At 60.3% G+C, this 19,789-nt stretch carries 14 protein-coding genes, 1 tRNA gene and 1 pseudogene; 4 read left to right on the forward strand and 12 right to left on the reverse strand.

Annotated elements, in window-relative coordinates:
• Positions 1-107 precede the first annotated feature (107 nt).
• The 4 genes from ACQKPC_RS05065 to ptsP form a co-directional block, all read right to left on the reverse strand.
• On the reverse strand, positions 108-1,649 hold the full coding sequence (locus tag ACQKPC_RS05065) for an alkaline phosphatase D family protein (RefSeq protein WP_427623402.1): 1,542 nt from the start codon (positions 1,647-1,649) through the stop codon (positions 108-110).
• 192 nt (positions 1,650-1,841) lie between these two features.
• On the reverse strand, positions 1,842-3,581 hold the full coding sequence (locus ACQKPC_RS05070) for a PTS fructose-like transporter subunit IIB (protein WP_427623403.1): 1,740 nt from the start codon (positions 3,579-3,581) through the stop codon (positions 1,842-1,844).
• A gap of 11 nt (positions 3,582-3,592) precedes the next feature.
• A complete protein-coding gene (gene pfkB / locus ACQKPC_RS05075) occupies positions 3,593-4,534 on the reverse strand; it encodes a 1-phosphofructokinase (RefSeq protein ID WP_427623405.1) in 942 nt (313 codons plus the stop codon).
• Positions 4,534-7,395, reverse strand: a complete 2,862-nt coding sequence (gene ptsP / locus ACQKPC_RS05080) for a phosphoenolpyruvate--protein phosphotransferase (protein WP_427623406.1) — start codon at positions 7,393-7,395, stop codon at positions 4,534-4,536. The genes pfkB and ptsP overlap by 1 nt, the downstream gene beginning before the upstream one ends.
• A gap of 301 nt (positions 7,396-7,696) precedes the next feature.
• Between ptsP and cra the strand changes: the two genes are divergently transcribed.
• Both cra and ACQKPC_RS05090 read left to right on the forward strand, forming a co-directional pair.
• A complete protein-coding gene (gene cra, locus ACQKPC_RS05085; RefSeq protein WP_007900424.1) occupies positions 7,697-8,692 on the forward strand; it encodes a catabolite repressor/activator in 996 nt (331 codons plus the stop codon).
• 3 nt (positions 8,693-8,695) lie between these two features.
• Positions 8,696-9,472, forward strand: a complete 777-nt coding sequence (locus tag ACQKPC_RS05090; RefSeq protein WP_427623407.1) for a TatD family hydrolase — start codon at positions 8,696-8,698, stop codon at positions 9,470-9,472.
• Between the two features lie 188 nt (positions 9,473-9,660).
• On the opposite strand, the gene ACQKPC_RS05095 is transcribed toward ACQKPC_RS05090, so the two are convergent.
• The 5 genes and pseudogenes from ACQKPC_RS05095 to ACQKPC_RS05115 all read right to left on the reverse strand — a co-directional run bounded on the left by ACQKPC_RS05095 (position 9,661) and on the right by ACQKPC_RS05115 (position 15,714).
• Positions 9,661-10,374: a methyl-accepting chemotaxis protein gene (locus ACQKPC_RS05095; RefSeq protein ID WP_370694719.1), complete on the reverse strand. Its 714-nt coding sequence runs from the start codon at positions 10,372-10,374 to the stop codon at positions 9,661-9,663.
• 144 nt (positions 10,375-10,518) lie between these two features.
• A pseudogene (locus tag ACQKPC_RS05100) lies at positions 10,519-11,658 on the reverse strand (HAMP domain-containing protein); the annotation flags it as partial.
• 375 nt (positions 11,659-12,033) lie between these two features.
• Positions 12,034-12,870, reverse strand: a complete 837-nt coding sequence (gene ampE / locus ACQKPC_RS05105; protein WP_427623409.1) for a regulatory signaling modulator protein AmpE — start codon at positions 12,868-12,870, stop codon at positions 12,034-12,036.
• 2 nt (positions 12,871-12,872) lie between these two features.
• Positions 12,873-13,442 (reverse strand): 1,6-anhydro-N-acetylmuramyl-L-alanine amidase AmpD, encoded by a 570-nt coding sequence (gene ampD / locus ACQKPC_RS05110; protein ID WP_427623410.1) that lies wholly within the window; start codon positions 13,440-13,442, stop codon positions 12,873-12,875.
• Between the two features lie 64 nt (positions 13,443-13,506).
• A complete protein-coding gene (locus tag ACQKPC_RS05115; protein WP_427623412.1) occupies positions 13,507-15,714 on the reverse strand; it encodes a DUF1631 domain-containing protein in 2,208 nt (735 codons plus the stop codon).
• 363 nt (positions 15,715-16,077) lie between these two features.
• Here ACQKPC_RS05115 and nadC point away from each other — a divergent pair, with 363 nt between their 5' ends.
• A complete protein-coding gene (nadC, locus tag ACQKPC_RS05120; protein WP_427623414.1) occupies positions 16,078-16,926 on the forward strand; it encodes a carboxylating nicotinate-nucleotide diphosphorylase in 849 nt (282 codons plus the stop codon).
• Between the two features lie 50 nt (positions 16,927-16,976).
• Here the strand turns inward: nadC and ACQKPC_RS05125 are convergent, their stop codons facing one another.
• Positions 16,977-17,282 (reverse strand): DUF6388 family protein, encoded by a 306-nt coding sequence (locus ACQKPC_RS05125; protein WP_008009657.1) that lies wholly within the window; start codon positions 17,280-17,282, stop codon positions 16,977-16,979.
• Positions 17,283-17,584: 302 nt separating this feature from the next.
• Between ACQKPC_RS05125 and ACQKPC_RS05130 the strand changes: the two genes are divergently transcribed.
• Positions 17,585-18,130: a hypothetical protein gene (locus tag ACQKPC_RS05130; RefSeq protein WP_427623416.1), complete on the forward strand. Its 546-nt coding sequence runs from the start codon at positions 17,585-17,587 to the stop codon at positions 18,128-18,130.
• A gap of 8 nt (positions 18,131-18,138) precedes the next feature.
• On the opposite strand, the gene ACQKPC_RS05135 is transcribed toward ACQKPC_RS05130, so the two are convergent.
• Both ACQKPC_RS05135 and pnp read right to left on the reverse strand, forming a co-directional pair.
• Positions 18,139-18,214: transfer RNA gene (locus ACQKPC_RS05135), tRNA-Thr, on the reverse strand.
• A 239-nt stretch (positions 18,215-18,453) separates the two neighbouring features.
• Positions 18,454-19,789, reverse strand: a 1,336-nt coding sequence (gene pnp / locus ACQKPC_RS05140; RefSeq protein ID WP_427623417.1) for a polyribonucleotide nucleotidyltransferase, incomplete at its 5' end; no start/stop codon positions are given.

Here is a 19,789-nt window from a genome sequence, read left to right on the forward strand (position 1 = left end):
AAATCTCTGATGTACCAAAGGTTTTGTGAGTGCTATGCACTCAAACGGGGGCAAGCCCCCTCGCCACAGGTCGCTCCCACATTGATCGAGTGTCGGCTTACTTCTTCTCACACCGGCGCCAACGTGCGCTCAAACACCCCCACCCCATCCAGATCCCGCAACACCACACTCATCTCCCCCGTCTGCCCGTCGATATTCACCTCGCCAAAAAACTGAAACCCGGCAAACGGCGAGGTGTTTTGCGCCGGTGGTGCTTTCTCGAACACCACTTCGGGGCCGAAGGTTTTATCCAGCGCATTCGGCCCGAAGCTCCCCGCATTCAACGGTCCCGCGACAAATTCCCAGAACGGTTCGAAGTCCTGAAACGCCGCGCGGTCCGGGTGGTAATGGTGCGCCGCGCAATAATGCACATCCGCCGTGAGGAACACGAAATTACGTACCTGCTGCGCCCGCAGAAAACCGAGTAATTCAGCAATTTCCACTTCACGGCCCTGCGCCGGGCCAGGGTCACCATTGGCCACCGCTTCCCATCGCGCCACACCGGGGCTGACTTCACCGTCGGGTACGCCGAGGCCGATGGGCATGTCGGCGGCGATGACTTTCCATTGGGCCTGGGAGCCTTTCAATTCGCGTTTGAGCCAATCCAATTGTTCTCGACCGAGAAACGGTTTGGCGGCACCGAGGTTGTCGTCATTGGCTTCGCGATAACTGCGCATGTCGAGCACGAACACATCAAGCATCGGCCCATAACTCAGCTTGCGATAAATCCGCCCGCCGTCATCGGCACTCTGCAAGCGCATCGGCGCGTATTCCAGCCAGGCCTGGCGCGCGCGCCCCACCAGGCTGTGGATATCTTTGCTTTTGTAACGCTCATCCAGTTGCTTGCCCGGCGACCAGTTGTTCACCACTTCGTGGTCGTCCCACTGCCAGATTTGCGGGATCTCGGCATTGAAGCGGCGGATGTTTTCATCCATCAGGTTGTAGCGGTAATTGCCGCGATAGTCGTCGAGGGTTTCGGCGACTTTGCTCTTGGCTTCGCTGGTGAGGTTGCGCCACACCCGGCCACTTTCGGTGGTCAGTTGCGCCGGCACCGGGCCGTCGGCGTAGATGGTGTCGCCGCTGTGGATAAAAAAATCCGGCAGGCGCAGACGCATGGCTTCGTAGATGCGCATGCCGCCGATGTCCGGGTTGATGCCGAAGCCCTGGCCGACCGTGTCACCACTCCAGACAAACCGAATATCCCGCCGGGCGGTTGGCACACTGCGCAGATGGCCAAACCAGGGTTCACTGGCGACACCGCTTTGGGCGTCTTCAAACGTCACGCGGTAGAAAATCGCCTGATCGGCCGGCAGGCCCGTGAGTTCGACCCGGGCGGTAAAGTCAGTGCGGGCATCGGCCAATGGCGAGACGAATCGACGAGGATGACTGAACAGGCTCCGTGTGTCCCATTCCACCACCATCCGCGCCGCACGGTCGCAACGGCTCCAGATCATCGCCCGGTCGCCCAACAGGTCGCCGGACTGCACGCCATCGGTGAGTTGCGGCCGATCCTTGACCGAAGCAATCACCGCCGGGGCCAGGCCGGGCAGCAACAGCCCGGCGCCAACGGCTTGCATGACGCGACGACGGCCGAGGTCGAATTCGCTCATGGTGTTCTCCCTGAAAAAGGAAAACTAAAACATGGCCGCATGAATCAGGTATGACACAACAATCAGGCAACACCACAAATCCTTGTGGGAGCGAGCCTGCTCGCGATGCGGTCTGACAGCCAACATCAATGTTGAATGTGCTGACCTCATCGCGAGCAGGCTCGCTCCCACAGGGTTTGGCGTCTTTTGCTTTTAAGCGTTGGCCGGTTCCAGCGCCAGCTCCACCGCTTCCGGCCGCTTGAGCAGCGCATACGTCACCGCCGTCAGCAAACTCCCGGCCACGATCGCCAGCAGATACAACAGCGCATGGTTGATCGCATTCGGAATCAGCATCACGAACAACCCACCGTGGGGTGCCATGAGCTTGCAGCCGAAATACATCGACAGCGCGCCGGTCAGCGCACCGCCGGCGATGCTCGCCGGAATCACCCGCAACGGGTCTTTCGCCGCAAACGGAATCGCCCCTTCGGAGATAAAGCACAGCCCCAACACCAGCGCCGCTTTACCGGCCTCGCGTTCAGTCTGGGCGAACTTGCGCCGGGCGATGAATGTGGCGATGCCCAGGCCAATCGGCGGCACCATACCAGCCGCCATGGTCGCGGCCATCGGTGCATAACTTTGCGACGCCAGCAGCCCCACCGAAAACGCGTAAGCGGCTTTGTTGATCGGCCCGCCGAGGTCGACGCACATCATGCCACCCAGCAGCACACCCAGCAGAATGGCGTTGGTGGTGCCCATGCTGTCGAGGAAGTGCGTGAGCCCTGCAAGCATCCCGGCCACCGGTTTGCCGACCACATAGATCATCACCAAACCGGTGAACAGGCTCGCCAGCAACGGAATGATCAGGATCGGTTTCAGCGCCTCAAGACTTTGCGGCAAACGCGCATAACGGTTGATCGCCTGGGCTGCATAACCGGCGATGAAACCGGCAATGATCCCGCCGATGAAACCGGCACCCAGGGTGCTCGCCAGCAAACCACCGATCATCCCCGGCGCCAGGCCCGGGCGGTCGGCGATCGAGTAGGCGATATAGCCCGCCAGCAACGGCACCATCAGTTTGAACGCGGTGTCGCCGCCGATCTGCATCAGCGCCGCCGCGAGCGTGCCTTCCTCCTTGAACGCGGTGATACCGAACACGAAGGACAAGGCGATCATCAGACCGCCCGCCACCACCATCGGCAACATGTACGAGACACCGGTCAGCAGGTGTTTGTAGATGCCGGTCTTCTCTTGCTTGGCCGGGCCTTTGGCGCCGGTCGAAGCGCTTTCCTGCTTGCCTTCGGCCAAGGCTTTGTTCAGCGTTGCTTCGGCCTGTTTCAGCGCAATGCCGGTGCCGCAACGGTAGATTTTCTTGCCAGCGAAACGCTCGGTGGCAACGTCAATATCTGCCGCCAACAGCACCACGTCAGCATCGGCAATCGCCTCTGCGCTGAGTGGATTACGCGCGCCGACCGAACCCTGGGTTTCCACTTGCAGATCGTAGCCCAGACGCTTGGCCGCTTGCTGCAAGGCTTCGGCGGCCATGAAGGTGTGGGCGACGCCGGTCGGGCACGCGGTGACAGCTACCAGGCGTGGCGCGCTTTTAACGGCGGCGGCAGGCTCGGCGGCGACTTCGGGCGCGACATAAACCTCAGCCTCCTCCACCCCACGACGCAGCACCGCTTCGACATCTTGCAGGGCCTGGGCCGGGGTACTCTGGAATACGCGTTTGCCGACGAATCGCGACATATCCACTGGCGCACTGGTGACCAGCAACACCCACTCGGCGGCCTCGATGGTCGCGGCCGACAGTTGGCGTTCCGGATGGGCCGCATCAACGACTTCGACACTGGTGCTCCAGCCCTGACGCTGGGCCGCTGCATCAAGCAGACGAGCGCACAGCACACTGGTGACCATGCCGTTCGGGCAGGCCGTAACAATGGCTAACTTCATTGCAAACCCTCTTATTGTTCTGTCAGGGGGCGCAGGCGCACGCCCTGTTCGAGGTGCGCCAGTTGCGCGGTGTCGCCGATACCAAAACCGATCTGGGTAACGGCCATGGCAGCAATCGCGGTGGCGGTGCGCAAGGTTTGTTCGGGCGTATCGGCACTGAGCAAACCGTGCAGCATGCCCGCCAGCAACGAATCCCCTGCCCCAACGGTGCTGATCACGCTGACCTTGGGCGGCGTGGCGTGCATGGCCGAGCCGACACTGAACCAGTTCACCCCGTCGGCACCGTCGGAAATCACCACGTGCTCGATACCATGTGCATGCAAACGGCTCGCCGCCTCGGCTTGGGCCCCCACGGAAACCACCTCGCAACCCAGCGCTTGCGCCAATTCTTCGGTGTTGGGTTTGATCAGCCAGGGGCCGGCCACCAGACCTGCGCGCAAGGCTTCACCGCTGGTGTCGAGCGCCACTTTCAAACCGCGCTTTTTCAAACGCTGGATCAGTTCCCGCAACCACTGAGGATTCACGCCACGGGGCAGACTCCCGGCCACGACGACCGCGTCATGCCCAGGAGCAATCTGATCGAGTCGATCGAGCAAGGCCTGCTGCGCCGCTTCACTGACCCTCGGCCCCGGGCCGTTGATGTCGGTGATGCGCCCATCGCTTTCCGCCAGTTTGATGTTGCTGCGGGTCTCGCCGGGGACACGGACAAACGCGTCGGTAAAACCGCGTTTGGCAAACAGGGTTTCGAACGCCTGAAGGTTGTCTTCCCCGAGAAAACCGCTGACGGTCAGCTGATGCCCGAGGTCGGCCAGCACCTGCGCCACGTTCACCCCTTTGCCGGCGGCGTGGGTGTGCATTTCGTCGCTGCGATTGACCTGACCGGCGGTAAGCATCGGCAATTGAACGGTGAGGTCCAGTGCCGGGTTAAGGGTCAGGGTTAAGATCTTGGCCATTACAGGGCCTCCACTAATGCACGGACTTCGTTCGCGCTGCCCACGGCCAGGGCCTGTTGGGCAAGGGTTTGAGTCTGGGTCAGGCTGAGTTCACGAATGCGCGCCTTGACCTCGGCAATGCTGCGGCCCGACACGCTCAACTCATCCACACCCAGGCCCACCAGCACCGGTACCGCCAGCGGATCGGCCGCCAGTTCACCGCACACGCCGACCCATTTGCCATGAGCATGAGCCGCACGCACGGTGATGTCGATCAGTTGCAGCACCGCCGGATGCAAGCCGTCAGCCTGGGCCGACAAGGTCGGATGACCACGGTCGATGGCCAGGGTGTATTGCGTCAGGTCGTTGGTGCCAACGCTGAAGAAATCCACTTCCTTGGCCAGCACCGGCGCCAGCAAAGCAGCCGACGGCACTTCGATCATGATCCCCAGTTGCAGGTCCGCAACCGGGATTTCCAGGCGCAGACGTTCGGTCATGTCCCGAGCCTGACGCCACTCATCGACGCTGCCGACCATCGGGAACATGATCCGCAATGGGCGGTTGTCCGCCGCACGCAGCAAGGCGCGCAACTGCGCTTCCATGACCTGTGGACGTTGCAGGGTCAAGCGAATGCCACGCACGCCGAGGAACGGGTTCTCTTCTTTCGCGATCGGCCAGTACGGCAGCGGTTTGTCACCACCGACGTCGAGGGTGCGCACCACCAGCGGTCGACCGGCCAGGCCATCGAGCACACGACGGTATTCGACTTCCTGAGTCGCCTCGTCCGGCGCTTGCGAGTGGGCCATGAAAATCAGCTCGGTGCGCAGCAGGCCAATCCCTTCGGCGCCCTGCTCCACCGCACTGGTGACGCCGGCGCTTTCACCGATATTGGCGAATACTTCCACCGCGTGACCATCGGTGGTCAGCGCCGGTTGATGGCGTTGTTCGGCGGCGGCTTTCAAGCGCAGTTCGCGGGTGTCGCGCTCTTCGGTGGCGCGCTGCAAGGTGGCGGCATCGGCGTCCACGTGCAGGCGACCACGTTGGCCATCGATCAACAGCGGTGTGCCCGGTTTCAACAGCAACACCGCGGCACCGGCGCCCACCAACGCCGGAATACCCAGGGCACGAGCGACGATGGCGCTGTGGGCCGTGGCGCCACCGCGAGCGGTGAGGATGCCGGCCACGCGCGTCGGATCAAGACGCGCCACGTCGGACGGGCCGACTTCGTCCATCACCAGAATGTACGGCTGCTCCGGCTCGGCCGGGGTTTCGACACCACTCAATTGCGCCAGCACCCGACGACCAATGTCGCGCAAGTCGGCGGCACGTTCGGCGAGCAAAGCGTCCTGCAGCGACTCCTGTTGTTTGGCAGCGGCTTCAATCACCGTCATCCACGCCGCTTCGGCGCTTTCGCCTTGCTTGAGACGGGTGTCGACTTCGTCGGTCAGTTCCGGGTCGTCGAGCATTTCCTGGTGAGTGATGAAAATCTCGCGAATCGCTTTGGCCTTGCTGCGCTCGATCAGGCCTTCGATGTCGCGACGCACATCCGCCAGCGCTTGCTTGAGACGTTCGCGCTCGATGGCGGCGGACTCACCGCGCAGCGGGTAATCGATAACTTGCAGCACTTGAATATGCGCCGGGCCGATGGCGATACCCGGCGCGGCAGCAATCGCCTGAATCAAACTGCCGGAGGCCGGTGCAAGCAGCACTTCGGCAACATCGGCAATCACTTCGCGATGTTGGCTCACTGCCGGCAGCGGCTCGACTTCTTCACCGAGGCCTTCTTCAATGGCTGCCAGCAAGGCGGGCAAGGCGTCGGCAGCGATTGTTGGTTCGGCGATGAATTCCAGCACCTGACCGCGACGGGCGCCGAGGCTGAGCAGCTTGCTCAAACTCTTCACCGACACCGCACTGTCGTGGCCATCGACGATGCGCACGCGGATTTCGCCTTCAAAACTTTTCGCCAGTTGCGCGAGAATCTTCGCCGGGCGCGCATGCAAACCGTGGGCGTTGGCCAGGGCAATGCGTGCGCTCGGCCAATCCGCCGGCACTTCACCGCCGAGGACTTCCAGCACCGCGCGGCTGCTGGTGGCACGGCCCAGCTCATGACCACGGCCTTCGATCAGCAACGCGCAAAGGCGTTCGAGCAATGCCTGATGGGCTTCACCGAGGCTGGCCAGGCAGAACAGACCGCTCAACGGCTGACCGAGGTAGCGCATGGGTTTGTCCGGGGTAACGAACGCCAGGCCCGGACGCTTCACCGTTTGTTCGCTGTGCAGCCACCACAGACCATCGCCCAGCGGCAGCGCGTCGACCTGCTGCAAGACGCCGGCAAAACCGTTGCTCACGCAATCGGCCTGACGCAGCAAGCGGGCGCCGCGCCAGACCAGTTCCTCGAAGTCATCGGCGGAGACTCCGAGGCCGATCATCTGTGCGTCCAGCGCCAATTCTTGCGGCGCGCCTTGCAGCAGTTTCAGCAAGGCTTCGGCGGAGCTGGCGCGACGCAGGGCCTGGCCCAGATCGGTTTCACCGAGGGCGCGGGTCAGCAGTTGCAGCAGGCGCAGGTGTTCATCGGATTTGGCGGCGATACCGATGGCCAGATAAACGATCTGGCCATCTCCCCAGTCCACGCCGTCAGGAAACTGCATCAGCCGCACGCCGGTGGAAAACACCAGATCACGGGTTTGCGGGGTGCCGTGGGGGATGGCAATACCTTGACCGAGAAAGGTCGAGCCCTGGGCTTCCCGGGCCTGCAAGCCCGCAAGGTAACCATCCGCCACCAGGCCATCGGTCACGAGTCGGTCAGCGAGTAATTGCAGGGCGGTGGCTTTATCCACAGCCGACTGGCCCATGGATATCTGCTCTATGGTGAGCTCGAGCATGCTTTCTCCTTTTTGGCGCCATGTGACGCCAGGTATTGTTTTGATTGATTCAGCTTAGGCCCTTTGGGAGCGCCTTTTCAGGGGCAGTTTTGGCGGTTTCGCGGCAGAACCGACCAAAGCGACCTGGAACGTAGAAAATACGCTTGCTGAAACGTTTAATCTAGAATGTTAGGCACGTTACTCGATAATGTCTCATCCTTGAAGTCCAATTGTCGGATGTGCTGCCACAATGATCGCCTGCCGAATCGGGTAGGATTGGCGAAAATGCCGGGCACGCTCGAATAAACAAGGAAATACCGGGTTGAAACTCAGTGATATTGCACAGTTGGCCGGCGTCTCCGTGACCACCGCCAGTTATGTCATCAACGGCAAGGCCGAACAGCAACGTATCAGCAGCGCCACTGTCGAGCGCGTGCGAGCAGTTGTCGAACAACATGGCTTCACACCCAACCCTCAGGCCGCCGGACTGCGCAGTCGGCACACCCGCACCTTGGGGTTCATTCTGCCGGACCTGGAAAACCCCAGTTACGCGCGAATCGCCAAACTGCTGGAACAAGGCGCCCGGGCTCGCGGCTATCAGCTGCTGATCGCCAGCTCCGACGATGCGCCAGACAGCGAACGGCAATTGCTGCAACTGTTCCGCGCCCGCCGCTGCGATGCACTGATCGTCGCCAGTTGCCTGCCGGCCGGCGATGACAGTTACCGCCAGTTGCAGGCCAAAGGCATTCCGATCATCGCCATCGACCGGGTGATGGAGCCTGAGCACTTTTGCTCGGTGATCAGTGACGACCGCGAAGCCAGTCTGCAGCTTACCCGCAGCCTGCTGGACCCGTTGCCCAAGCAGATCGCACTGATCGGTGCCCGTCCTGAATTGAGTATCAGCCAGGAGCGGGCCGCAGGTTTCAAGGAAGCGCTGAACGGCTTCAAAGGCGAGGCGCTGATCGAGCACGGCGAGTCGTTCAGCCGTGAATGCGGCAAACAATTGATGGAAGAATTGCTTCAGCGCCTGGGCCATTTGCCGGATGCGTTGGTAACCACCTCCTACGTGCTGCTTCAGGGCGTGTTCGATGCCTTGCATGACTTCCCGCTGAAAACCCGCCCGCTACGCCTGGGCACCTTCGGTGATACGCAGTTGCTGGACTTCCTGCCGCTGCCGGTCAACGCCATGTCCCAGCAGCATCAGCTGATCGCCGACAAGGCGCTGCAACTGGCGCTGGCGGCCATTGAACAAGCTGATTACCAGCCCGGCGTGCAGGCCATCGCTCGGACCTTCAAGCAGCGAATTCATCAGGACTGAGCCGTGGAACTGATCGACACCCACACTCATCTGGATTTCCCGGATTTCGACGTGGATCGTCAGGCGCTGCTGGCCGAGAGCCGCGCCCTCGGCGTGCGGCGGATGGTGGTGCTGGGGGTTTATCAGGCCAATTGGCAGCGGGTCTGGGATCTGGTGCAAAGCGATCCCGATCTGCATGCGGCGTTCGGTTTGCACCCGGTGTATCTGGATGACCATCGCCCTGAGGATTTGACCGAACTCGGTGATTGGCTGACGCGTCTGGCGGGCCATCGACAGCTATGCGCGGTGGGCGAAATCGGTCTGGACTACTTCATCGAAACCCTGGATCGTGAACGCCAGCAAGCGCTGTTCGACGCCCAACTGCAACTGGCGGCAGACTTCAATCTGCCGGCGCTGATTCACGTGCGACGCAGCCATGCGGCGGTGATTGCCACGCTCAAACGGTTTCGCTTGAAGCGCGCGGGAATCATTCACGCCTTCGCCGGTAGCCAGGAAGAGGCTCGCGAATACATCAAGCTGGGTTTCAAACTCGGCCTCGGCGGCGCCGCGACCTGGCCGCAGGCCCTGCGCATGCACCGCGTGCTCGCCGGTTTGCCCGTTGAATCGGTGGTACTGGAAACCGACTCACCAGACATGGCCCCCGCCATGTTCCCCGGCCAACGTAATAGCCCGGCTCATTTGCCAGCGATCTGCGAGGCACTGGCTGCCATCATGGCAGTCAGCCCCGAACGACTGGCGTCCGCCAGCACGGCTAACGCCTGCGAGTTGTTCAACTGGTGATCCGTTGATTCACGCAATACCTGTGGGCTTTTGTGGCGAGGGGGCTTGCCCCCGTTCGGCTGCGAAGCAGTCGTATATCCGGACAACTTGGTCTGTCTGGATGGGCGCCGGGGGCCGCTTCGCGACCCAACGGGGGCAAGCCCCCTCGCCACAAAAGCCCGCTCCCACAGTAAATCAACTCCGTGGCATCAAACCCGGAACGCGCTGATCAATTGCTTGAGTTCCACCACCTGCGCCGACAACGCTCGGCTGGCATTTTCGGTCTGGTGTGCGCCGTCAGCGGTGCGCTCACCGGCACGGTTGATCTCGACGATGTTCTGGTCAATGTCGTGAGCCACGGCAGTCTGTTGCTCAACGGCGGCGGCAATCTGCTGGTTCTGGTCGACGATCATGCCGACGGCGCCGAGGATGTTTTCCAGCGCCTGCTGAACCTTTTCCGACTGCCCGACCGTGCCGTTGGCCATCTGATGGCTGGTGCCCATCGCCTTGACCGCCGCCCCGACACCACTGTGCAGCTTGGCAATCATCTGCTCGATTTCTTCGGTCGATTGCTGGGTACGTTTGGCCAGGGTCCGGACCTCGTCCGCCACCACCGCAAAACCACGGCCCTGCTCGCCTGCGCGCGCGGCTTCGATGGCCGCGTTGAGGGCCAGCAGGTTGGTCTGTTCGGCAATGCTTTTGATCACTTCCAGCACACGGCTGATGGATTGACTGTCGCTGGCCAGTTGATTGATCACCCGCACCGACTGATCGATCTCACTGGCCAGTGCAGCGATGCTGCCCTGCTGGGACTCCACCAGGCCGCGCCCGCTGATGGTCTCGTCATTGACGCTGTGGGCGCTGCTGACGGCCGCTGCGGCACTGCGCGCCACCTCCAGAGACGTGGCTGACATCTGGTTCATCGCGGTGGCGACCTGCTCGATCTGCGTACGCTGCCCCGCTACCGCCTGATTGCTCTGGGCGGACACGTTCTCGACCTGGCCGGCCTGACGCTCGACCTCACCAACGGTCTGGCCCACCCGCTCGATCAGATCATGGATCTTCTTCACGGTGCCGGTGAATACCTCACCCAACTCGCCCAGTTCATCGCGGCTGTTGGCGCTGAAGGTCACGGTCATGTCGCCGGCCGCCACTTTATCCATCACCGCGCCAAGCCGCTTGAGGGTGGTGCGGGTCGAGGCGTAGAAACCGCCATAGAGGTAAAAAATCAACACAAACACCACCGCCAATGCCACCACCTGCAAGATCATATGGGTGCGATGCTGCTCCAGCCGCTGCTGCAACTGGGTACCGAGAAACTTCAGGGTGGCTTCATTGAGTTGGTAAGTCTGGTCGATCAGGCCCGTGACCTGATCGTAAAAGGCCTGCCACGGTGCATCGAGGGTGTCAGCCATCACCACCTGTTCTTCGAACAGTTCACTGGCCTTTTTCAGAGAGGCCTTGCTGCTTTCAGCCTGAGCGGCCAGGGTTTCGTGCGCCGCTTTACTGGAGCCCAGAGCATCCTGCAATTTCAGACCGTATTCGGCCTGAAGCTTTTCGATCTGCGCCAGCAATTCATCGAAACGGGTGCTTGACGCCGAATTGAGAAAGCCCTGTCCCAACGAGTAAGAGCCCATCGCCCGGCCTTCGCCAAGCGTCTGGGTGACGGCTGGCGTGACGCTGGTAATGAGCTCGCTCAGCTGACGCATGTCGCTCTGACTGTCGCGGCTCAGGCCGGCCTGACTGGCAATGATCTGGCTGAAAATCTGCGCGTTGCCGAGCAACTTGCCGATCAGCGCACTTTTGCTTTGCAGGGAGGTTTCCGTTTGCTGGGCCTTGAACGCGGCGATCATTTCATCGCGTTTGCCATCGAAAAAGGTGATTTGTTCCGGGTCAGTGGTCATCGCCGCCAGCCCTTGCAAACGGCTCAGAACACTTTGCTCCAGGGCGCTGATGTTCGACTCGACATGACCGGCCTTGCCGGACTGGCCAAGGGTGACGTTGATCTGCACCAGGTTATTCAGGGTTTCCAGATCCCGGCGCAGGCTCAGGCCGCTACCCAGCAGGTCGAGGCTCTGCAGCTCGACCCGTGTGCCCTGGAATTCGCGATAGGAATCGCGCACCAGATAGAAGTTGGTCACCAGCATCGGCACGAGGAACAGCACGCTGATCAGGCTGAACTTCATGCCGAAGCTCAGGCGGTTCATCAGCGCGACGGCGGGATAGAGCAAGCTCTTCACTGTGAAGTCTCCCTTTGAATTCTTATTTTTATGGCAGGCGCGCAGAGACAGCAGATAGCCACTATTGGCGCTATCTCTGTATAGCCTAAATCGGAGGAAGGTTTTGTAACTTAAGGTTAACGGCGGGGAACCGTTGTTGGAGCGGATGAGCCCCCTGTGGCGAGGGGGCTTGCCCCCGTTCGGCTGCGCAGCAGTCGTAAATCCGGACAACTCGATCTGTCTGAACGGACGCTGGGGGCCGCTTCGCGACCCAACGGGGGCAAGCCCCCTCGCCACAGGCAAGCCCCTTCACCACAGGCAAGCCCCAGGCCACAATGAAGTTCGCTTCAGATACGTTGTGGCTTAGGACAAAACAGTCCACAACGCAAACCCGGCATACCAAAGCACCGCCGCGCGCAGCAGCAGTTCCCAGATCCGGTCCAGGCTGTTGATGCCGTCCGGCCCGACCACCGGCGCCGGAATTTCACCGGCCACCAACCCGACTTTCTCGATCAGTTGGGCGGCGCTAATGTTCCAGTTCAGCAGCTCGTGCAGCATCACCCGGCCGACCGCGACAAAGTTGCCGACCAGCGCAAAACTCGCCGCTAGCAGTCGCACCGGTACCCAATCGAATGCATGACGCAGCTGTGCCGCTCGCTCGACCACGGCCGGGTTCTGCCCGTGCTCCTCGGCCAGCGCCAGCAGTCGATAGCTCAACGCGGCAACCGGGCCCAGCAGGAAGTACCAGAAGATCACCGCGAAAAAGCTCTGATAGGCCTGCCACAGCAGATGCCCTTCAACTCGCTCCAGCAGTTGCTCGCCGCTGTCGGCGCAGATATTCAGGTCGCGTTTGGCCACATGGGCGGCGGCTTGCAGGTCTTCCCGGCGCCAGGCATCGCGGAACGGCCCGAGGTCGGCCAGCAAATCACCACGACCCAGACTGTAGATGACCACCAGCAGGTGCACCGGTAACGCCAGCAAACCGTAGGCTACCGGCTCCAGCACCACCAACAGCAAACCCAGCAGCGCCACCGGCAACAACACCAGCACCACCAGTATCAGCCACGGACGGTTTGTCATGCGCGGGTTGACTTCAAGCTTGTGCAGCTCGCGCACCCAACCCCCATCACGTTGAACCCGATGGCGCAGGGCCGAGAACTTCTCGATCCACACCGCCAACAGCAGCACCAGAAAACTCATTGTCACTCCTTTTTTTCCAGAGCAGCTTTTGCCAGAGACTCGCGATAGCGTGCCCAGTCAAACGCCGGTCCCGGATCAGTCTTGCGCCCGGGTGCGATGTCGCTATGCCCGCAGATGCGTTGTGCGGTGATACCCGTGAAGGCGCTTTGCAGCTGTCGGGTCAGGGCCGTCAACGCTTGATATTGGGCGTCGGTGAACGGCAGATCATCCGTGCCTTCGAGCTCAATGCCCACGGAAAAATCGTTACAGGTATCCCGTCCTTCGAAACACGAGACGCCAGCGTGCCAGGCGCGCTCAAGACAAGAGACAAACTGAGTGACGGTGCCGTCACGTTCAATCAGAAAGTGCGCAGACACCCGCAGGTCGGCGATTCCTGCAAAGTAGGGATGTTCCGTGACATCCAGACGATTCTGGAAAAATTCCTGCACCTTGCCGGTCAGAAACTGCGCTGGCGGCAGACTGATGTTGTGGATCACCAGCAGGGAGATTTCGCCCTCAGGGCGCGCATTGAAGTTGGGCGAGGGGCATATGCGCACGCCCTGACACCAACCGCTCGCGGGGTCCAACTGCATACAGGTTCCTTCAACGACGACTGTGTTGGTGCCCAGTATGCCGCGATAGACCCTCGGCGCGCGATCACTTGCCGCGATTGAGACGCCGCAGGTTGCCCAACACCGATTCCAGCGCCCGGTCGAACAACAAGGTGTCGTCCAGCGTTCGCACCGCACCACGCCGGAACTCCAGGGCCAGACCGGTGCGACTGTGCTCCTGCACTTTCATCCCGGTACGGTTGACGAAGATGTACTTGCCGGTGGCTTCAATGATCGCCGCCAGCTTGCAGCGCAGGGTGTTTTCCTCATCTTCCTGAAACTCGACCCAGCAGCCCAGGCGCAACTGATCGACTTGAAGCAAAGCGACATCGTCCTCCGGCAAACACATCGATGCGGTCTCGACCGGGCCTTCGTCAGCGCTGCGAAGCACGATTTGCTGCTGCACTTGGACCATCATCAGCGCGTCAACGGCCATGCTTTTCTGGCCTGGACGTTCGAACAGCTGGACGTGCAAAGCTTCCAGCTTGCTGAAAAACTCGCCGGTGGCGAACGGATCGAATGCCGAGCTGTTCAAACCATCGCGCAACGATTTGAGCAACCCCGGCACCAGCGCCAACAAGCGCACGCTCGCGTCGAGTTCATCATGGCGCTGCACGCTCCAGATCAATTGCTCCATGGTCTGCACATCGGCGTGCCATTCGGCGGACTGATCACCGTGCTTGAGGCAGGTCAGCAACAGCACTTTGCTCCAGGCCTCCTGGACAAACGCCACCACACTGTGCGGCAGCACCTTGCCCACCAACGCCTGGTTCAGCGCTTGCTCGACGCGCTGACGCGCCAGTTCGGTCCTGGCGCGGCCCTCTTCGGCGTCACGGGTGCGCTGCTCGAGTAATTCGCTGCGACGGCGCTCGTCATTGGTGAAAGCGAGAAAATCCGCCAGCAATTCGGAAAAGATTGCAGGGTCATCGACAAAGTCGTTCAGCAAACGCTGCACCACTTGCTCGATGCGCAGGTACAGGCTGTCGCGCTCATGGTCATCGCACTCGCCCCAGCCCATGGCTGCAGCGGCGATTTCGTTGAGTAAACGCCGGGCCGGATGGCTGCTGCGGCTGAAGAAGCTCTTGTCGAGCACCGCGACTTTCAGCATCGGGATCTGCAAACGGCCGATCAGCGCCTTGAGCGAGTCCGGCAGGTTGCGGTCATCGAGGATGCATTCGAAGAGCATGGCGATCAGGTTGATCACATCTTCGTCGGCCACCCCCACCACACGCGATTTGCCGCTTTTGACGCTGCCCCGGGTCAGCAGTTGTTCGAGCTGGTTACGCAGATCGAAGTCGTCTGGAGCCGCCAGTGCCGGTACGTATTGCTGCAAATGCGAGAGCAGGCGCAGCAGGTCGCGGGTTGAGATGGGCTGGGTCTGGGCGCTGACCTCCAGGGTCGGCGCAACGCTGCCACGCACGTGGAACAGCAATTCCTGCAAGGCGGCGAAGACTTCCTGCACGCCTTCGTCAATCTGCGTATTGCCAGTTCGCACGCCTGTCTCGGCGGGATCAGCATGAACACTCGCAGCCGCCCGATCGGTGGCACGCCGCGCCGGGGCGGGCTTGAGGTCCGGCAGCACGCCGGTGGCGATCAGCAGTTGATTGGCTTCGGCGTAGAGCTGATCAGCATTGCTGAGCACATAGCGTTCGAACAGCTTGAGAATGATCAGCTTGACCTTGATCTCCATCCCCAGGTTGCGCCCGGCCTGCAAGAAATACTCGCAGAGCAGCGTCGGCCCCATGGGGTTTTGCCGTTCGATCAACGCCTTGCCCAGCAGCATGCTGAGCCGGGCTGTCAGTTGGTCGAGGGCGAAGCCGTCGCGGTTCAGCACTTTGCCGACCATGCCCTCCACCGCCACATTACGTTCCATGTCGTCATGGGGTAACGGCACCGCGGCATCGAAAACCAGTGCCGGGGGAAAGGCAGCCTGAGAGGTGTCGTGATGAATGAGGCCGACGAAAGCCTCGGAGAATTGCTCAAGAAAACCGCGTTCGATGCTTTTGCGCTTGAGGCGCAAATCGCGCATGGCTTCGAAGAAGATGTTTTGCTCGACGTCGTTGCGGGCGCGGTCGGCCATTTCGAACAGGGTGTCGTCGGCGTTATCGAACAGCGCCTGCAAACCCTCCTTGAGCTGTTGCGCGGCCTTGTCGCGAACCTGAAGCAGAATCACGGGCAGGCGGGCGAGCGGCGAGTGAGTCGCCTGGTCGGTAGCGGCCTTGTGCAAAGGCACTACATTCCCGTCGTTGTGCATCCAAGCCTCCTGAAACGGTGATTCTTCGGTTCGGTTCGTAAGAAAGATCGAGTACGCCGGCCATACAGCCGACACTCAACGGGGACAATCATCACCCGTAGTCATTCAATAATAAGGAATCCAAAGCTACGTCAAAGCTATGACGTCAAATGCAAGGCGAATTATCTGCAAAAGACTCTCCTTGTGCCAGCAGACTCTGCCCGCCCCAAAGAAATAGACGTTTATGAGAGACCCTTGCTTAACACCGACTGCTCGCACGAATCGACCAAATGCAGGTGGGCGAACGATGGAATGGGCGTTGATGCCTTGGGTTGCCTCGCACCATGGCCCTATAATCGGGCCACTTTGTTTGTGGAGCCCGTTATGCCGAATCTACGTCTCGCCGATTTGACCGCCGAAATCGAAGCCAACGTGCGCCGTGCGTTGCTCGAGGACATCGGCAGCGGCGACATCACCGCGCAACTGATCCCGGCCGAACGCCTGGCCAAAGCCACCATCATCACCCGCGATGAGGCTGTCATTGCTGGCACCGCGTGGGTGGATGCGGTTTTCCGGCAATTGGACCCTCGGGTTGCCGTTCATTGGCAAGTGCGCGACGGCGAACGGGTGAAACCCAATCAGGTGCTATTCCATCTCGAAGGGCCGGCGCGCTCGCTGCTGACGGGTGAGCGCAGTGCTCTTAATTTCCTGCAATTGCTGTCCGGCGTGGCCACTCGCGCGCAGTACCTGGCCAATTTCGTCGCCGAGACCCAGGTGAAGTTGCTCGACACCCGCAAAACCCTGCCGGGGCTGCGCCTGGCCCAGAAATACGCCGTGACCTGCGGCGGTTGCCACAATCACCGCATCGGCCTGTATGACGCCTTTCTGATCAAGGAAAACCATATCGCCGCCTGCGGTGGCATTCCTGAGGCTATCGCAGCCGCGCACAAGATCGCCCCGGGCAAACCGGTGGAGATCGAAGTGGAAAGCCTGGAGGAACTGAAGGAAGCACTGGCGGCCGGTGCCGACATCATCATGCTCGATGAGCTGAGCCTGGATGACATGCGCGAAGCTGTGCGCTTGAACGCCGGCAAGGCAAAACTGGAGGCTAGCGGCGGTATCAACGAAAGCACGTTGCTGCCAATTGCCGAAACCGGGGTGGATTATATTTCGATTGGTGCGATGACCAAGGATGTGAAGGCTGTGGACCTGTCGATGCGACTGAGTCTCTGATCACGCCTTTGATATAAAGAATGCCAGCCTGATGAAGGCTGGCATTTTTTTTAGACCACCAGATTGTTCATCTCGCAGTACTCTTCCCACTCGACGCCCAATACCTCAGCCGCCTCCTTGTGCAGCGCCAGGCGCGCCGCCTCGTACTCTTCCGGGCTTGAGGTGTACTTGAGCGTCAGCTCCCACGGCTGCAAGCCCTGAGCTTCCGCCTCATCCTCGAACGCCCACTGGATCTGGTCTTTCTGATCATCGGCGGGCAAGTCCTTGATCTCTTCCATCAACTCGTGCGCGTCTAGCGCGTACTTTTTCAGGGCTTCTTCGTGTCTGGCTTCTTGGGTCAATTCTTTAACGGTCATGGCGTTCTCGCTGATCTGGGGAATGGAAGATGGATCTGGATCATCAAGGATCTCTCTGACGCAAAAAACCGTTTGAAGCCCGGTTTGTCTGGCCTTCAGAACCATTCGGGATCATCTGAAAACTGCTGGGCGATGCTCATGCAGACAACGAATATAGGACGTTTTGTCGATGATTTACACGGGTCTTTGCATCTATCCCATAAAAAGCCACGCGCATAAGGTGCAGGAGGCTTTAGGAACATAAGTCGAAATCCAAAGTCATAGCGATGTGCCATATCGGCACTTCACAAGGAACCTCAGTGATGCGCAGTTTTTCGAAGCTTTTGCCTGCCCAGCTTGCCACCGCTACCCTGCTGCTTGGCAGCCTGACATTGGCCAGTACCGCTCAAGCGGCTGTCGAAGTCACCTCTGACCCTGCGTTGTACTCCGACAAAATCTCCGCCCTCCACAATTCATTCGGCAAGGACACACTCGTCAGAACCAGCGTCAGCATCGATGATCTGGAAAACCTGCAAAAAACCGTGAAGGCCAATGCCATGGAGCTGGAAAGCCAGAAGCGCACCCTCAGCGAGCAGGCCCGTCAGATCGAAGAGCTAAAGCGCAACAGCGGCTCCAGCTCAAGCTCCAGCAGCAAGGAGATTGACGATCTCAAGCGCACGGTCAATGAGCAGGAGCGCGATCTGAACAACCTTGGCAAGCAAGTAGAAGAGCTAAAGCGCAATAGCGGCTCCAGCTCAAGCTCGAACAACAGCGAAATCTCCAGTCTCAAACGGGAGATCAGCGATCAGGATCGCGCGATGGATCAGCTCAAACGCACCGTTGAGGATCTGAGCAGAAAGGTGAAATAAGCGAGAAGTGGTGCCCGAGACAGGAATCGAACCTGCGACCTTCGCGTTACGAGTGCGCTGCTCTACCGGCTGAGCTACACGGGCTGTGGGCTAAACCTAGCACCGGCTTCGGGGTCAGGCAACTTCACGCACCGCAAAAAGATCGCAGCCTTCGGCAGCTCCTACAGATTCGATGTACGCCGCCATATCGTGGTTGAACACAATCTCGTGTAGGAGCTGCCGCAGGCTGCGATCTTTTGATCTTCCTGCACACAAAAAAATGCCCCGCCGTTTTCACGGCGGGGCATTTTTTATAACGTTGAAGCGGTCAGGCGTGGGAGTGATTAAACACCCGAAGCCTTGGCTGCTGCTACGTCTTTGATGGACAGCTTGATACGGCCGCGGTTGTCCACGTCCAGTACCAGTACTTCCACTTCCTGGCCTTCTTTCAGGATGTCGGTCACTTTCTCAACGCGAGCATCGCTCAGCATCGAGATGTGAACCAGACCGTCCTTGCCCGGCAGGATGTTGACGAATGCGCCGAAATCGACGATGCGCTCAACCTTACCGACGTAGATCTTGCCGATCTCGGCTTCTGCGGTGATGCCCAGAACGCGCTGACGTGCAGCTTCTGCAGCTTCTTTGGTTTCGCCGAAGATCTTGATCGAACCGTCGTCTTCGATGTCGATCGAAGCCTTGGTTTCTTCACAGATCGCACGAATGGTCGCGCCGCCTTTACCGATGACATCACGGATTTTGTCGGTGTCGATTTTCATCGCGATCATGGTCGGAGCGTTTTCCGACAGCTCGGTACGCGACTGGCCAATGATCTGGTTCATCTGACCAAGGATATTCAGGCGCGCTTCCAGGGCTTGGCCCAGAGCGATTTCCATGATTTCTTCGGTGATGCCCTTGATCTTGATGTCCATCTGCAGCGCGGTAACACCTTTGGCGGTACCGGCTACTTTGAAGTCCATGTCGCCGAGGTGATCTTCGTCGCCCAGGATGTCGGTCAGGACGGCGAATTTCTCGCCTTCTTTAACCAGACCCATGGCGATACCGGCAACCGGTGCCTTCATCGGAACGCCGGCATCCATCAGAGCCAGGGAAGCACCGCAGACCGAAGCCATGGAGCTCGAACCGTTGGACTCGGTGATTTCCGACACCACACGAATGGTGTACGGGAACACGTCGGCAGCAGGCAGCATCGCCTGAACCGAACGACGGGCCAGACGGCCGTGACCGATTTCGCGACGACCAGCGCCACCCATGCGGCCACACTCACCTACCGAGAACGGAGGGAAGTTGTAGTGCAGCATGAACGGGTCTTTTTTCTCGCCTTCCAGGGTGTCCAGCAGTTGTGCGTCACGGGCAGTACCCAGAGTCGCGACTACCAGGGCCTGGGTTTCGCCACGGGTGAACAGTGCCGAACCGTGGGTCTTCGGCAGAACGCCGACTTCGATGTTCAGCGGACGTACAGTCTTGGTGTCGCGACCGTCGATACGTGGCTTGCCGTTAACGATGTTTTCGCGAACGGTGCGGTATTCGATTTCACCGAAAGCCGCTTTGACTTCAGCGGAGGTCGCCCAGACGGGATCCTGTCCCAGCGTTGCCATGACTTGAGGGAAAGCAACCAGCGCCTGCACGCTCGGATCCCAGGGCTGGTTGGCCACTTGTTTG

Origin of the sequence: Pseudomonas sp. NPDC089918, from assembly GCF_050280605.1 — a bacterium.
Classification (GTDB): domain Bacteria; phylum Pseudomonadota; class Gammaproteobacteria; order Pseudomonadales; family Pseudomonadaceae; genus Aquipseudomonas.

What these genes read in the sequence shown, in the direction of transcription:
- ACQKPC_RS05065 (WP_427623402.1), bottom strand. Translation starts at nt 1,649, where the DNA reads ATGAGCGAATTCGACCTCGGCCGTCGTCGCGTCATGCAAGCCGTTGGC.
- ACQKPC_RS05070 (WP_427623403.1), bottom strand. Translation starts at nt 3,581, where the DNA reads ATGAAGTTAGCCATTGTTACGGCCTGCCCGAACGGCATGGTCACCAGT.
- pfkB (WP_427623405.1), bottom strand. Translation starts at nt 4,534, where the DNA reads ATGGCCAAGATCTTAACCCTGACCCTTAACCCGGCACTGGACCTCACC.
- ptsP (WP_427623406.1), bottom strand. Translation starts at nt 7,395, where the DNA reads ATGCTCGAGCTCACCATAGAGCAGATATCCATGGGCCAGTCGGCTGTG.
- ACQKPC_RS05095 (WP_370694719.1), bottom strand. Translation starts at nt 10,374, where the DNA reads ATGAACCAGATGTCAGCCACGTCTCTGGAGGTGGCGCGCAGTGCCGCA.
- ampE (WP_427623409.1), bottom strand. Translation starts at nt 12,870, where the DNA reads ATGAGTTTTCTGGTGCTGCTGTTGGCGGTGTGGATCGAGAAGTTCTCG.
- ampD (WP_427623410.1), bottom strand. Translation starts at nt 13,442, where the DNA reads ATGCAGTTGGACCCCGCGAGCGGTTGGTGTCAGGGCGTGCGCATATGC.
- ACQKPC_RS05115 (WP_427623412.1), bottom strand. Translation starts at nt 15,714, where the DNA reads ATGCACAACGACGGGAATGTAGTGCCTTTGCACAAGGCCGCTACCGAC.
- nadC (WP_427623414.1), top strand. Translation starts at nt 16,078, where the DNA reads ATGCCGAATCTACGTCTCGCCGATTTGACCGCCGAAATCGAAGCCAAC.
- ACQKPC_RS05125 (WP_008009657.1), bottom strand. Translation starts at nt 17,282, where the DNA reads ATGACCGTTAAAGAATTGACCCAAGAAGCCAGACACGAAGAAGCCCTG.
- ACQKPC_RS05130 (WP_427623416.1), top strand. Translation starts at nt 17,585, where the DNA reads ATGCGCAGTTTTTCGAAGCTTTTGCCTGCCCAGCTTGCCACCGCTACC.